The organism is Streptomyces sp. NPDC107528 (assembly GCF_055639295.1).
The window spans coordinates 353,469-366,564 of record NZ_JBVKAV010000013.1; the positions used below are offsets into that span (position 1 = coordinate 353,469).

The window sequence follows — 13,096 nt, forward strand, 5'->3', positions numbered from 1 at the left end:
CGTGATCGAGTTGCGCATCATGCCCCTCACCGGCAGATGTGTGAGGAAGCCCATGTCCTATCCGACGCCGCCCGGAAACCCGGGCAGCGCCAACCCGTATGGGCAGCCGCCCCAGCAAGCGGGTTGGCAGCAACAGCCACAGCAACAGCCGTGGCAGGGGCAGGTTCCCATGCCGCCCCCTTCTCCAGGAATGCCACCGGCTGTTGCCCCTGCTCCTCCCGGCGGGGGTGGGCGCACGGTTCGTATCGTGTTTGGTTCGCTCCTCGGCCTGTTCGGTGTCCTCGCACTCGTGGGAGGCGGGGCGCTCGCGGCGCATGCTTACAGCAACAGCCAGCAGACGCTGGCCAACCCCGAGTACGGAGAGGCGATCTGGTCGGACGAACCCGCCGACAGCATCTTTCCGGACACCCTTGGCGGCCGCGACGGGCGACTTGGGGATCTCACCAATCCCAAGTACGCGTACTGGCGTCGGCTCGGCATCTCCCCTGAAACGTCCTGTGGCAAGGGACTGACGGCGAAGACGCTTGCGAGCGCGGAGAGGGTGGGATGCAAGGCCGTGCTGCGCGCGACGTATGTCGACCCGACCGGGGACGTGGTGGCGACGATCGCACTCGTGGTGTTGCCCGGAGACATCTCGAAAAAGGTGGAGCTCGCTCAGGCCTTCGAGGGCATGGAGAACGAGGGGGCGGTGGCACCATTGGCGGTGCCGGGCACTCCGGCCGCCGAGTGGAAGAAGATCGGGCGAAACGGGTCGGCGTTGGAAGCAACTGCCGGCGAACACCTGCCCTACGCCGTCGCTGCCACCGTGGGTGCTGTCAACGGGCGGCTTGCCGGCAATCTGCCGGGCGACTGGGCGGAAGACGAAGCTGAAGTGATGACCGACCGGGAGTCCTGGTACGCCGAGGCGGAAATCCTGGTCAGGATGTTCCAACTTCACGTGGATGATCTCCAGCTCGGAGGTGCGGAGTCGTGACCAACCGACCTACGAGAACGGCCGTCGTCGGTGCTGCACTGACCGGTCTCATCTGTGTATTGCCCATGGCCGCCGCGCATGCCGCCACCACGCCTTTGGGGTGGGAAGGCGACGCCCTGGGCCTTTCGGCAGCGCAACAGCTCAGTCAGGGCGAAGGTGTCACCGTGGCTGTCCTGGACAGCGGAGTGGTGGCTGACCACCCTGCGGTCAAGGGGCGGGTGACCACCGGCCCCGACTACCGCAAGGACGGCCTGGACCCGGAGAGCCCCGACTGGGGGAGGCACGGCACCGCCATGGCGTCGGACGTGCTCAAGGTCGCGCCCAAGGCCAAGGTGCTGTCCGTCAGGGTGATTTCCGACCAGGACGAGGCAGACGACGGAAAAGTCGAACGGCAGCGCGGCCCAAGTCCGATCGTGGCAGGCATCTACTACGCGGTCGACCACGGCGCCGATGTGATCTCGATGTCCCTTGGAAGCGGCGAGGTCGGCAACTACGCGGATGACGCCGACGTTGCGGCGATCGGCTATGCACTGAGCCATGGGGTGCCCGTACTCGCGGCGGCCGGCAACAGCGGGGACGAACTCAATGAGACCGCGTTCCCGCCGGGTTACGCCGGGGCCATTGCAGTAGCCGCGACGAATCGGAGCGGGGCACGCGCCACGTTCTCAACCGTGCACACGTACAACGAAGTGGCCGCGCCGGGTACGGGCATCACCAGTGCGAAGAACACAGGTGGCTACGAGGCCGTTGACGGCACGTCACCGGCGACTGCGCTTGCCTCGGGTGTCGTGGCTCTGATGCTCTCCCACAACCCGAAGCTCACGCCGGCCCAGACGCGTGCGATCCTCACCAGCACCGCCCGTCACCCGCAGGGCGGGTGGAATGCGTTCCTCGGGCACGGGCAGATCGACGCCGGCGCCGCCGTGAAGGCTGCGGCCTCGCCGCCGGACGACAAGACGGTGCCGGTGAAATACGAGGGCAAGGAACACTTCGCCTCCCCTGTGGGTACGCCCAGGACGACCCATCCGGCGATGGAGCAGGAAGTGTGGCTCACCGGATTGGGCGCCGCCGGTGTGGGGCTCCTGATGTTGATTGGTGGGCTGCTACTGGTGCTGCTGGGGCGGCGTAGGGCTGGCGGCGGTGCACCGGCCGCCGTCCCTCCGTCGGGGCCGTTCCCGGTCTGACTCTCATGGTGGGGCGAGTGGCAGTCCCTCTGTGCCACGAAGCTCCCTGAGGCGGTTGTTGCCGATTCGCATCGGAACAACCGCCTCAGGGAGCCACCTCTGTGCGACGCACGGTCCAAACTCGCGTCACACGAAGAACGTCACCAACAAGCTGACGACAAACCCCACCACCCCCACCGCGATCATCACGAACACGGTGCCGAGCAGGCCCTGGCTCGCGGTCTCCCTCGCGTGGCGGAAGTCGGAGGTGCCGCCGAAGGCGAAGCCGGTGGTGATGCTGAGGATTCCGATGCCGAGGGGGACGAGGGCGCCGAACCACCATGCGCAGCCGACGGCGACGGCGCCGACCCAGCCGTGGTCCTGCTGGTAGGAGGTGTCGCCGGTCTTGACGGCGTCGAGGACGTCGCCGCGCTGGTACAGGGCGTCGCTTCTGAGTTCCGCGTTGAGGTCCTTGGTGCTGCCGTCGGCGGTGGTGAAAGTGCCGTAGCACCACTTGGTCTTGGTCCGCTTCCGCGAACTGCTTGAGGTGCTCGACGAGCTCGAGCGGTACTTGTAGTCGACGGTGCAGGTCTCGACGGTGAGCTTGCCCGGTGTGGAGGTGGCGTACGAGTACGGGCCGAGGTAGGCGCCGAGGGCCAGGAGGACGACGCCTACGAGGATGAGGCCCGCGCCGATGAGACGGCCGAGGCCCGCGCGCCCTTCCGGAGTGGCGTTCGGCGGTGCGTTCCCGTGCAGCTGTGCCATTGGGGGTGAGTCCTCAGAGTGCGGAAGAGTGCGGATACGGGCATCACAGGGCGAATGTGCACACGAGTGCTGTCAGGACGCCCAAGGCGAACAGACCGCCCAGGAGGGGACCGGTGATGGTCCGGGCCGGCAAGGAGCTCCAGGAGGCCGCGAAGCCGGGGCCGTTGCGGGAGCCGAAGCCGGTGAGGAGGCAGTGGATGCCGAACGACAGCAAGGAGAGGCAGAGCGCGAGGATCGCGGCGTCGTCTCCGGGGTCACGGTCCTGCGGCTGCTCGAAAGTACCGTCCACTTGTACGACCGGGATTTTCGCACCGGATTCGAAACGCGACGAAGTGTCCACTTCTAGATTTTGGTAAGTGGTCCCACCTTGTTGAGCCGTCCAGTTTCCGGTGCAACTGAAACGGAGTTCTGTCGAACGTCGATGCGTGCCGTAGTGGGTCTTCGTGTGTGTCTCACATGAAGAAATCGTGAGGGCCCCCGCGGTGCCGTCACCGGCCAGTTCACTGCGCAGTTCCGGAATGGTCACCGCGGCGACGGCCACGGCCGCGAGGAGCAGTCCAAATCCGAGGAGTCTTCCCGCCCACTGGGCCCCTGTACTGCTGTAACGCGGCTGAGCTGTCACCACTTTGGGCGTCCCTTTGAATTCCTTGACGATCTCTTGACCGGCCGACTTTCGGGTCGTGCGCGAGGAGTCTAAGCTATCCGCCTGTCGTGCAATATGACGTACAGCAAGGGGAGTTCGGGGGAGCGTCATGACGTTCGAAACCTTTAACGTGGACACGGATGTGCTCCGGCAGCAAGGGCAGCGATTCGCCACTCTCGGGGGTGATTTCGCGACCGCGTCCAAGCGGCTTCAGGGTGCCCTTGAAGGCATCGGGGAGCCTTGGGCGGATGCGGATTTCGGGGAAAACTTCGGGCAGGTCTACACGCCGATTCGTGACGGAATCTTCACGTCGATGGACAGCCTCGCGGAGCGGCTTCACCAGATCGGGCAGAACCTGCAGGACAACGCACGTGACTACGACGCATCGGACGCGTCGAACAGTGGCCTGCTGGACAGGATCTCCGGTCAACTCTAGGCGCATTCGGGACTATTGACATGTCGCTCACACTTCCCGGCGAGCTCGTCTGGGTGCTCGACCTCCTCGGCTACAGCTGGCCCGAGGCCGATGAGGAAGCGCTGCATCAGGTCGCCGAGGCCTGGCGGGCTTTCGGCAAGGAGCTCGAAGAGATCCAGGCGCAGGGCGAGGGCTTCGCCCGCACCGTCGTCTCCAGCAGTTTCGGTGCCGCGATCGAGGGGTTCAGCAAGGACTGGGGCGCGTACACGGGCGCGAACGGCGAGGATCGCTACATCCCTGACGCGAGAACCGCGTGCGACGTGATCGCCCTGGCTTTCGACGTGGCCGCGGTGGCGGTCCTCACGGCGAAGTTGGCCGTGATCGTGCAGCTCATCGCCCTCGCGATGGAGATCATCGCCGCGCAGGCGGCGGCCCCCTTCACCTTCGGGTTGTCCGAGGTCGGCGCGCTGGGCGCCACGCAGGCCACGCGCTTGATCGTCCGGGAGCTGCTGGACCGCCTCAAGAAGGAGGTCATGGAGGCGATCACCAAGGCCATGGAGCACGCCACCATGGACGCCCTCAAGAAGGTGGCCAAGAAGGTCGTCAAGGAGCAGGTCAAGCAGTTCGTCCAGGAGCGGGTGGTCGACGCCGCCAAGGACAAGGTCCGCGAGGCCGCCGTCGGAATGGCGCAGAACCTCGGTCAGCAGGGCATCGAGGCCTACTTCGACGCACGGTCAGGCATCGATCTCGGAGAGACGACGGACGTCGCCAAGACGGCAGTCGGCGCCTATGTGGACGGCCTCAAGAACGAGGTCACCGGAGGAGAGGGGTCGGCACTCGCCGGCTACGCGGATCCGGCCACGTATGTGGACCACGCGAAGGAGACCGTCAGCGGGGCCGTCGGGGATCGGGCGCAGCACGGGGTCGATGCGTTGGCCCGGCATGGGGCCGGCTCCGGGGACACCAACACCACGTCGGTGTCCGAGGGGGCGGCGGCCAGTACCGCCGCGCCCAGTACTGCCGCAGCGGGTTCCGGTGCCACCGGTACTTCTGCTGACACCGGTACTTCAGGGTCCCCCAACCCGTCGGGGCGTGCGGATGACTGGGCTCGCAACGAGTTCGGATGACGTGACGCGGACATCACCGCTCGTGGCGAGCGGCCAGGGCTGGAGCCGTATTGCCTCGGCGTTCCCGGTCCGGTTGAGGCACTTCGAATCGGTTCCGCGCCGGGAGTGAGCAAGAAGTGATCATGAACAGGTGCCGCATCTGCCAAATCTGCGAAGCGGGCATTGCGTAGAGGCAGGATGAATTCGGCGAATTGGAGAATTCGGGGCATAGGTAATCCAGCCATGGTGAATGATCAAGTTCGCAAACCCAGTAGCCTCGCGAAGGCCAACAAGCTCCCGCCCTGGTCGAGTTGAAACCGAACACCCGATTGCTGCGGCGACCGTGTGTTGAAGCGTTCGCAGTTGCATTGGTAGGTTCACGCCGGTCGAGACACGCCGACCCTCCCCGATGAGGTATCCCTTGGACAGCGCCGCGAACAATTCCGACAAGCGCGTAGACGACTCCGAGTTTCTGGAGATGACCCAGCAGGACGCCGCGCAGGCCAAGATCCTGCGGCAGTCCCTGGAGCATCTCGCCTCGGGGCTGGGAGGCGCTGCGCTCAAGGAGATGGCTCAGGAGGTCCTCTCCGGACGTATGGGGCTGCGCGAGGCGGCCGATGTGTCGGCGTACGCCGAGGAGGCGGTGCAGCAGTCGGCACCGCTGGCCGAGAAGTGGGCCTCCATGTCCGACAGCGAGCGTGAGGCGCTCGCCGCTGACGGGGAGCGCCGGCTCGAGGAGGAACGGCGGCAGCTCGATGACGAGCGGCGTACCGAGTCGGAGAACCGCCCGGGCACGAAATCGCGTCACGACGGGCGCGGCTGGTCCTTGTACTGATGGTCCTTGTCCTGATGGTCCTTGTACCGATCCTTGTATGAGCTGATGCAGGCGATGGGGGAGATGTGAGCTTTCGAGTAGAACCCGGTGCGATCGACGGCTTCTCGAAGCTGGTGGGACGCGCCGCGGACGGCAGTGCGCAGGCTGTCTCGTACACCGGCACCCATGCACAGATCGAGAAGTCGGTCGGCGGTGAGGCCTGGGATCTGGTCGCGGGTGACCACGATCAGTATGTGAGTGAGGCCAAGAAGGCTCTGGAGAAGGTCAAGAGTCTGCTGGAGTCGTCCGAGAAGGAGCTGACCGGCACCGCCAAGTACTACCGGGAAACGGACAGCGGCGAGGCGGCCAAACTCGACGCCACCTACCCCGGGTCCAAGGTGTCGGACGGCGGTTCCGGGGGTGACGCGCACGACTTCTCCGACGCCAGCGACGCCGCGGATACGCTGAAGCCGCCCGGTGATCCCAGTAACCCCATCGTCAAGTACGCGTCGGGCCACGCGGACGAGTACAAGATGAGTCCCGTGCAGAAGACGCTCGGCAGCGTCCTCGACCTGGGCAGCCCCTCGGCGATGGCCGTGGAGGCGTCCAAGCTGCTCTTCGACTTCGACCCCTTCGGCGTCTGCACGAACTGGGTTTTCGGGGACTGGAACAAGTACAACGACTGCTCCGACGTATGGGGCAACCTGGCGTCGTTCTGCGACTCGGTGTCCGAGAATGTGCGCAAGGGCACCCAGAACGTGGGTGTGACCTGGGACGGCAATGCCGCCAACGCCGCCAGCGTGTATTTCGACGAGTTCACCAAGAAGCTCGACGAGATCAAGGAGACCTTCAAGTCCCTGCAACAGTGCTATGCGCAGGCGGCGCAGATGGCGTTCCAGTTCGCGGAGTTCCTGAAGTCGTTCCTGGTGATGTTCTGCGATCTGCTCGTCATCTGGCTGGTCAACCTGCTCGCGGCGCAGGCAGTCAACGCCATTCCCGTCGGCGGGCAGGCCGCCTCGATTGCCATGTTCGCCCTGGCCGCGGCCCAGGCCATCCGGCTCATGCAGATGTGGGCCGAGGCGGCCAAGACCTTCGACACCTTCGCGTCGGCGCTGGCCGCGCTCGGAGTGGTCATGTCGGCGGCCGTCAACGGGTTCTCGGCGGCGGACGGGTTTCCGCAGGTGGGTACCGGTGGTTACGACCATGCCGCGGTATGAGTAGCAGGAAAAGCAGGAGTACGAGGAGAGAGCGGTCCGGGTCATGAGTTTCTTCGGTGGGGCCGGCGACCTTGAGCTCTTCCTTTCTCGGAGCCAGGTCCTGAGCGTCAGTTCGGTGCCCGTCTGCCTGGGCGCCATGGTCTTCTTCATCACGGAGGAGGGCTGGCACTTCAGCCTGCTCCTGTGTTGTGTCCTGCCGCTGATCGCCGCCTACCTGGGCGTCCGAGGCAAGCGGGAGATCCGTGCGGGACTGGCCGCGGCGGGGCTTGCTCTCGCCGTCGCCACACTGCCGTTGTCGTTCGTATTGGCGTCGCTTGAGGGGGCGTAGCGCGAACTCCGCTTCGTCTGGGGCGGTTCGATGCCCTGTCACGCCATCCGTTGGACCACTCCGGCGGGCCACCGGTCGTCACCGCTAAGCTGCACTGCCATGACTACGGGTAGCGGTGGAGCGGCCAACAGGCCTGAAGGGACGGGCGGGCAGCCGCTTTCCAGCGGTTCTTCCGGGGTGAGCGCGGACGACCTGCGGGCGCAGTTCGATGCCCAGGGCCGATCGGGGCTCGTGGAGGAGCGGCGGCGTGACGCGCGGCAGGCGCGAGGGAAGTACGCGGTGTTCGCCGGGTTGGTCGCCGTCGTATGCCTTGCCCTGATCGTTGTACGCCTCGGTCAGGGTGACGCGTTGGGCGTCTGGGTCGCCACGTACGGCGTGGGGGTGGCCCTCGGTGGATGGGGCTTCGTGCTCGCGCGGGCCGGTCACACGCGCTGGGCGATGATGGTCGCGTGCATTGGAGCAGTGCTCGCGGGCCTCGGCGACAGCCCGGCGTTTCGCTGAGGCAGGCAGGCCGGCGTGAGTCGACATCGGCTCGCGCCAGGACCGGACCAGGCTACCGACCGGGGCCGGGGCGCCGGGTGATGGCCCGGACCGGTACCTGATGCGGTGTCACACCTGCCGGCGCCTGCTGCCGATGAGGTAGGCGAGGCCCCATGCGGCGGCTGCGGCGAGCAGCAAGCCGAGCGGGGAGAACCAGTCGACTCCGTCGGTGGCTTCGTCGGTCCACCAGGCTTTGGCCGGCCAGAAGGGCTCGTACCTCACCAGGTCCCAGACAGCACCGGGCGACTCCACGTCGGCGAAGACGAGCGGGGTGGCGTTGGTGTAGCCGAAGAACGCGCCGAGCGCGGCGATGATGGCACCGCTGATCCAGGCGCCGTTGTTGCGGTGCCCCACCATGCCGATCAGGCTGCCGACTATCGCTCCGTTGATCAGCGCGTGACCCAGGTAGAGGGTATTGGCTGTCGTGACCGACTGGTCCTTGTAGGTGGCCAGGATGAGACCGCTGTAGAGCATCGACACGATGACCGACGCGAAGAAGGCGAGGAAGACCGCGCCCACCGGGTGACCGCTTGCGTTCGGCCGCTGCCCGAAGGGGGGTGCTGCCTGGAACTGGGGTGCCTGGTGCATCGGATACGCGGATTGCATCGGCTGCATGGGTTGCATCGACGGCTGTCCCGGCGCCGGGGGTGCTCCGGGGTACATCGGGGGCTGGCCGGGGGCGGGCGGCGGGCCGAAACCCTGAGGCTGCTGCTGCGGGGGCGGTGGCGCGGGCTGAGCGTATGGGTTGTTGGGGTCCTGAGGGGGTTGCGGCGGCTGCGGTGGTGGCTGGAACGGTGGCTGGCTCATTGAAATCCCACTGAGTGAATAGGCAAGAACAGCAAGTTATCAGCGTGATCAGGAGGGGGCCGTCGGGGTTGGGGCGGGCGGCGTGAAGGGCGCTCAGGGGAGAGAGGCGAGCAGCAACCGGTCCCCCCGAGGTTTCACGCTGGCCCCGTGCGCACAGGGCAGGCGTCAGATGGGCAAGGCCCCCTTGAAGCGGGAGTTCGGTACGTCGGGGTGGGTGGTTGCGAGCCAGCCGTGGCCGTGGGTGCTGGACGCCGGCATGCGGCCGGGCTCGACCGAGAGCATGTCGGCTGCCGTCAGGGCGTAAGGAACACCTTCGGCGTATTCCTCCGCCTCGTCCTCGTCAGCGTCTTCCCTGTACTCCACCTCGAAGGGCAGTGGTTCTCCCCGGAACCGCGGCAGGTCGTAGCTGCCGAAGCTTCGCACCCGGTGACCTTCGCGGGCGACGTACCAGTTCTCGGCGGAGTTGTAGGGGTCGATGACGTAGAAGTGAGCCTCACCGCATCGCTCGCTGAGTTTGTCGGCCAGTGTGAAGCCGTCGAGCTGATCGATGAACGAATTGCCCCACAGCATTCGCCAGTTCTGGATCGGCACTTCAGAGAGCCAGGTCTCGAACGCCGGCGTGATGAACACCCGGTACGCGGTCCGAGACTTTCCCTGGGAACCCTGGAACTCGAGCGAGTCGGTGGCCTCGGTGGCGGCAGCCACGCCCATGACCGTGGTGGCCGGCCGAAGATCGTGCAGGCCGAGAGCGGCTACGGCGTCGTCGACTCGCTCCGCCGGGAAGGCGAGCCAGCGACCGGCCTCCGACGGGACCCTCACCGGGAGTTCGTCCTTGAGTTTGACCCGCACGAGCCGCTCCACGGCACTCCGGTCACCCTCGTCCAGGTACTCGGCGCCACCCAGGTCGACCAGTACCTTCAGGGCGTTGCTGCGCAGACGCCCGGGACCGTGGCTCCGGATCTCCCGCAGGCGTGGCAATGCCTCGTCGCCCAGCCTCTGCAGGACGGACTCGGCACCCCATTTCAGCCGGGATGAACCGTCCACTCCCATGTAGGGCAGCAGGCTGTCGACCGCCTGCATGCCGAGGGCGACCAGACCGTCCTCCGCGGCCTGCCGCACGCTCCGATCATCGTCGGAGAGGTCCCGTACAAGAGCGTTGATGGTGTCTGGCATGACCCACAGCCTAGTTGTGGTGCGTGGCGGGCTGGTAAGGGCGTTGGCGGACAGTCATTCCATGGCTGTGTTCAGCTGAGGATGTCGTCACGCAGCTTGCCCCAAGTTCCTTGAAGGGCGCTGATGTGCCGGTCGAATTCGGCGCTGATGGCGTCCTCCTTGTGAGTCGTGGTCCCCTTGCGTTGGTTATCGAACTCGTTCTTGATGGCCTTCATGAGTTTGTCGCCGGTCTTGTCCTCAAGCTTCTTGAGTGCCTTGTCGAGACCTTCCTGGTCGTCCTTGTAGTGTTCGCGCCACACCTTTTCCGCGTGCTGCTTGGATTCCTGATCGGACATGCCCTTCATCTGCTTGAGCGCGTCCTTCTTGTCATCTGCCATGTCTCCACGGGTGTCCACACCCACGGGGTCGTCACGGTAAGTCGTGCTGTAGTGGATCGGTATGCCCTCCAGCCGCTTGTCCCGGAGAGTGTCGGAGCATTTCGCGTGGCCCTGGCCCTGCCCGCATGGTTCACGCTCGGTGTACAGGCCGATGGGTGTGTACGTTGATCCGTCCGGGTCCATACGCTTGAGCCAGTCGAGCAGGTGTCGCTCCGAGTGTCGTGGTTGCACCCCCTTGAGGTTCTGGTTGGCCGGAACAGACGAGTCCACGATGTAATGGACATCGCTCTCCGGCGGAGGTCCCTGCACCTCCAGGACTGCGTAGTTCTTTCCACTGAAGTCTGGTCCGTGCCGCCTGATTTCCTTGAGGTCGTCGGTTTCGAGGTTCTTGAATTCCGCCTTCTTGAACAAGGCGTTCATCGCCATGCGATGCAGCCGCACACCGAGCGACTCCTTGGAGATCTTCGCGCCGCGGTCCGGTGTGTCCTTGTCGGGTTCGCCCTCGCCCTCGTTCCGGTAAGGATTGGCGATCCGTTCCGGGCTGCGGCCCACCGCGTGCTCCTGGTGGAAGGAGAGGCTGAGCCTCGCGAGGGACGCCACAACGGCTTGCTGCTCTCCTCGCGACAAGTCACGGAAGCCGGTGAGACTTTCGCTCAACTGCTCCCTGGTGAAGCTACGTGCTCCGCCAGGATTGGCATTCGGCCCGCTGCCGTTCGTCGCCCGCACAACGTTCCCGAGCTCGCCCGAATCCGCCCAGCGGTTGAGTCGGTCGTGGACCCGGTCGAGTTCGACCCTGTGGACGTCCCGCTCCAGTCGCAGCTTTTGCTGCAGCGGGTCGGGCTCAAGGCCGTACTCCTTGGACTTGTCACCCTCCGGTGTCTCATGGGTGCGCGAGACATCGCTGTCCGGCCCGTCCTCGGTCACCCGGCGGCTTTCGTCCGCGGTGTCACTGGTGCCTCGGTCGTGAGGGTCGGTGTAGGGGTGGTCGTCGGGATCCTTGGTGCTGTCCTTGTCGCCCGTCGAATCCGTGGGGTCGTCGTGCTGGTGAGAGTCCTGCCCAGCAGGGCTTCGGGGGCCTTGGCGGGGTGCCTCGTCGGGGGTGGTGTCCGCTCGGCCGTCGGGGCGCGTCGTGGTGTCGCGCTCGGAGTCCGGCCGTTCGTTTGTGTGCGGTTTCCGGTTGGACGGGTCCTGCCCGCGTGGGTCGGCCGACCGCGCGGTGGGGTTGTGCTGCTGCGAGGCGGCGTGGGCGCCCGTGACAGGAGGCTGCTGGCTGCTGGGCCGATCGGTTGCCGGGGTATCGGGTGCCTGGCGGGCGGGGGTGTCGGAGCGGTCGCTCGGCGACGAGGCCTGCGTCCCAGGTGCCGGAGTCGTGGTCCTGTCGGGATCGAGCGTGTTGGCCACGTTGGTGCGAGTGCCGTTGTCCGACTGCGACGTGCCGTCCTGGCCAGGGGGTGTGCGTCGGCTTTCTCCGGCTCCACTCTCACCTTCACCGCGTGCGGAGCCGGAGTCCGACCCCCGTGCGGCGTCGGGAAGTTCTCCTGTCGACGGCCGGTCCGACGGCCGGTCCGACGGTCGTGACTCGGGGCTGAGCGCGCCCTCTTCGCTGTCGCCGTCCGCATCTCTGACGGACGGCCTGTCTACGGGGTTCGCGGGCTCTGAGTGCGGGACGTTCTCGCCGGGCGCATGGGCAGGTGTCTCACCCGAAGGGGCCGGGTCGTCGGTCTGCTTGTTCTCGGGACCGTCGGATGCGTCGGTCGTGTTCGGTTGGGCACTGTCACCGCCGTCTTGCGACGTGTCCGTACCCTGCTGGGCGTGCTCGGAGTTCTGGGTGTGGGGCTGGCTCGTGTCGATCGGATTCCGGTCGGCGTCCAGCGGGATGTGCCAGACGTGCTCCGCCTGGTCGATGTGGAGCGGCTGGTTGCTGACTTCCCCGCTCTGGGTGTCGATCCAGACGATGTTGCCGTCGTGGTTGACGACGTTGAAGGCGTGGCCGCCTCCGCCGGGCCAGTCGACCTGGACGATGGCCGCTGAACCGGGTCCGGCCTGCTGGAGGGTGGTGGCGATGTTGTTGGCGGTGTCGGGGTCACCGCCGGGGCCGGCGTAGGTGTGAGCGGCGCCGGTCCAGCGGATCTGGTTGTCGTTCGCGTTGTCCTCGGGGGTGAACGGGTTGTGGTTGCCGTTCTCGTCGAGGTCGACAGTTCGTGGGGCCGAGACCTGGGGGTTGCCGTACCAGGTTTCCAGGAACGAGCGGGAGCAGTCTGCGCAGTTGTTGCTTCGGCCCGGGACCGTGTTGCCGCCGTCGTTCTGGAGCTGTGTCCAGGGGCCGAAGGGGTCGGGGAAGCGTTCCGGGGTGCCGTCCTCGTTGTGCGGGACCGCGTCGGCCAGAGCCTGCTGATCGGCGGGATCGGGCTGGGACAGGCCACCCGGGTGGTGGTCCAGGTCGGCTCGGATGTCGTCCAGGCTGTCCTGCTGCGGGTGTTGGTTCTGGGAGTCGCCGGGATTGGCCTGGGGCGAGCCGGGGGGCTGGGGTGTGGCGGAGTCCGCGTGCGACGGGGAGTCGGAGGCGGGCGGTGTCGTGACGACGGTGTGGATCGGGACCGCTGTCACGTCCTGATGGTGCTGTTTTTGCTGTTGCGAGTCGGGCGGTGTGTTCTCCGACTTGTGCGGTTGTGCGGCTGGCTGCTGCGGAGTGCTGGGGGTGTTCGGCGTGTTCCCCGCCGGCTGCTGAGGCGGCCTGGAGGGGGTGGCGGGCGAACCGGTACTCGGCTGGTTCTG

13 protein-coding genes are annotated in these 13,096 nt (G+C 66.4%); 8 read left to right on the plus strand and 5 right to left on the minus strand.

Annotated features, from left to right (window positions below):
- The first annotated feature begins 247 nt into the window (after positions 1–247).
- On the plus strand, positions 248–973 hold the full coding sequence (locus ACZ7L5_RS36785) for a hypothetical protein (RefSeq protein ID WP_471522516.1): 726 nt from the start codon (positions 248–250) through the stop codon (positions 971–973).
- Complete coding sequence (locus tag ACZ7L5_RS36790) at positions 970–2,157, plus strand: S8 family peptidase (protein WP_471522518.1); 1,188 nt, start codon at positions 970–972, stop codon at positions 2,155–2,157. Before ACZ7L5_RS36785 ends, ACZ7L5_RS36790 begins: the two co-directional genes overlap by 4 nt.
- A 126-nt stretch (positions 2,158–2,283) precedes the next feature.
- Here ACZ7L5_RS36790 and ACZ7L5_RS36795 read toward each other — a convergent pair whose 3' ends face one another.
- Together ACZ7L5_RS36795 and ACZ7L5_RS36800 are read right to left on the minus strand one after the other, a co-directional pair.
- On the minus strand, positions 2,284–2,901 hold the full coding sequence (locus ACZ7L5_RS36795) for a hypothetical protein (RefSeq protein ID WP_471522520.1): 618 nt from the start codon (positions 2,899–2,901) through the stop codon (positions 2,284–2,286).
- A gap of 43 nt (positions 2,902–2,944) precedes the next feature.
- The gene (locus ACZ7L5_RS36800) at positions 2,945–3,655 is read right to left on the minus strand and encodes a hypothetical protein (RefSeq protein ID WP_471522522.1); all 711 of its coding nucleotides are present in this window, start codon (positions 3,653–3,655) and stop codon (positions 2,945–2,947) included.
- On the opposite strand from ACZ7L5_RS36800, the gene ACZ7L5_RS36805 reads away from it, so the two are divergent.
- The 6 genes from ACZ7L5_RS36805 (at position 3,654) to ACZ7L5_RS36830 (ending at position 7,925) form a co-directional block, all read left to right on the plus strand.
- Positions 3,654–3,980, plus strand: coding sequence for a WXG100 family type VII secretion target (locus tag ACZ7L5_RS36805; protein WP_471522523.1), 327 nt, complete (start codon positions 3,654–3,656; stop codon positions 3,978–3,980). The two genes, ACZ7L5_RS36800 and ACZ7L5_RS36805, sit on opposite strands and share 2 nt — an antisense overlap.
- A 20-nt stretch (positions 3,981–4,000) precedes the next feature.
- Positions 4,001–5,086, plus strand: a complete 1,086-nt coding sequence (locus tag ACZ7L5_RS36810; protein WP_471522526.1) for a WXG100-like domain-containing protein — start codon at positions 4,001–4,003, stop codon at positions 5,084–5,086.
- A 400-nt stretch (positions 5,087–5,486) separates the two neighbouring features.
- Positions 5,487–5,900 (plus strand): hypothetical protein, encoded by a 414-nt coding sequence (locus tag ACZ7L5_RS36815; protein WP_471522527.1) that lies wholly within the window; start codon positions 5,487–5,489, stop codon positions 5,898–5,900.
- Positions 5,901–5,965: 65 nt separating this feature from the next.
- Positions 5,966–7,096 (plus strand): hypothetical protein, encoded by a 1,131-nt coding sequence (locus ACZ7L5_RS36820; protein WP_471522529.1) that lies wholly within the window; start codon positions 5,966–5,968, stop codon positions 7,094–7,096.
- Between the two features lie 43 nt (positions 7,097–7,139).
- The gene (locus tag ACZ7L5_RS36825; RefSeq protein WP_365064189.1) at positions 7,140–7,424 is read left to right on the plus strand and encodes a hypothetical protein; all 285 of its coding nucleotides are present in this window, start codon (positions 7,140–7,142) and stop codon (positions 7,422–7,424) included.
- 99 nt (positions 7,425–7,523) lie between these two features.
- Positions 7,524–7,925 carry a hypothetical protein gene (locus ACZ7L5_RS36830; protein WP_471522531.1) on the plus strand — a complete coding sequence of 134 codons (402 nt, stop codon included), beginning with the start codon at positions 7,524–7,526 and terminating at the stop codon, positions 7,923–7,925.
- Positions 7,926–8,033: 108 nt separating this feature from the next.
- Here ACZ7L5_RS36830 and ACZ7L5_RS36835 read toward each other — a convergent pair whose 3' ends face one another.
- The 3 genes from ACZ7L5_RS36835 to ACZ7L5_RS36845 all read right to left on the minus strand — a co-directional run bounded on the left by ACZ7L5_RS36835 (position 8,034) and on the right by ACZ7L5_RS36845 (position 12,928).
- Entirely contained in the window at positions 8,034–8,579 is a 546-nt protein-coding gene (locus ACZ7L5_RS36835) for a hypothetical protein (protein WP_471522533.1), read from the minus strand.
- A gap of 357 nt (positions 8,580–8,936) precedes the next feature.
- A complete protein-coding gene (locus ACZ7L5_RS36840) occupies positions 8,937–9,944 on the minus strand; it encodes a HEAT repeat domain-containing protein (protein WP_471522535.1) in 1,008 nt (335 codons plus the stop codon).
- Between the two features lie 71 nt (positions 9,945–10,015).
- A complete protein-coding gene (locus ACZ7L5_RS36845) occupies positions 10,016–12,928 on the minus strand; it encodes a toxin glutamine deamidase domain-containing protein (protein ID WP_471522587.1) in 2,913 nt (970 codons plus the stop codon).
- Between the last annotated feature and the right edge of the window lie 168 nt (positions 12,929–13,096).

Bases quoted from the DNA above. Each gene is read 5' to 3' on its own strand.
- ACZ7L5_RS36795 (WP_471522520.1), bottom strand. From the start codon at position 2,901: ATGGCACAGCTGCACGGGAACGCACCGCCGAACGCCACTCCGGAAGGG.
- ACZ7L5_RS36805 (WP_471522523.1), top strand. From the start codon at position 3,654: ATGACGTTCGAAACCTTTAACGTGGACACGGATGTGCTCCGGCAGCAA.
- ACZ7L5_RS36800 (WP_471522522.1), bottom strand. From the start codon at position 3,655: ATGACGCTCCCCCGAACTCCCCTTGCTGTACGTCATATTGCACGACAG.
- ACZ7L5_RS36810 (WP_471522526.1), top strand. From the start codon at position 4,001: ATGTCGCTCACACTTCCCGGCGAGCTCGTCTGGGTGCTCGACCTCCTC.
- ACZ7L5_RS36825 (WP_365064189.1), top strand. From the start codon at position 7,140: ATGAGTTTCTTCGGTGGGGCCGGCGACCTTGAGCTCTTCCTTTCTCGG.
- ACZ7L5_RS36830 (WP_471522531.1), top strand. From the start codon at position 7,524: ATGACTACGGGTAGCGGTGGAGCGGCCAACAGGCCTGAAGGGACGGGC.
- ACZ7L5_RS36835 (WP_471522533.1), bottom strand. From the start codon at position 8,579: ATGCAGCCGATGCAATCCGCGTATCCGATGCACCAGGCACCCCAGTTC.
- ACZ7L5_RS36840 (WP_471522535.1), bottom strand. From the start codon at position 9,944: ATGCCAGACACCATCAACGCTCTTGTACGGGACCTCTCCGACGATGAT.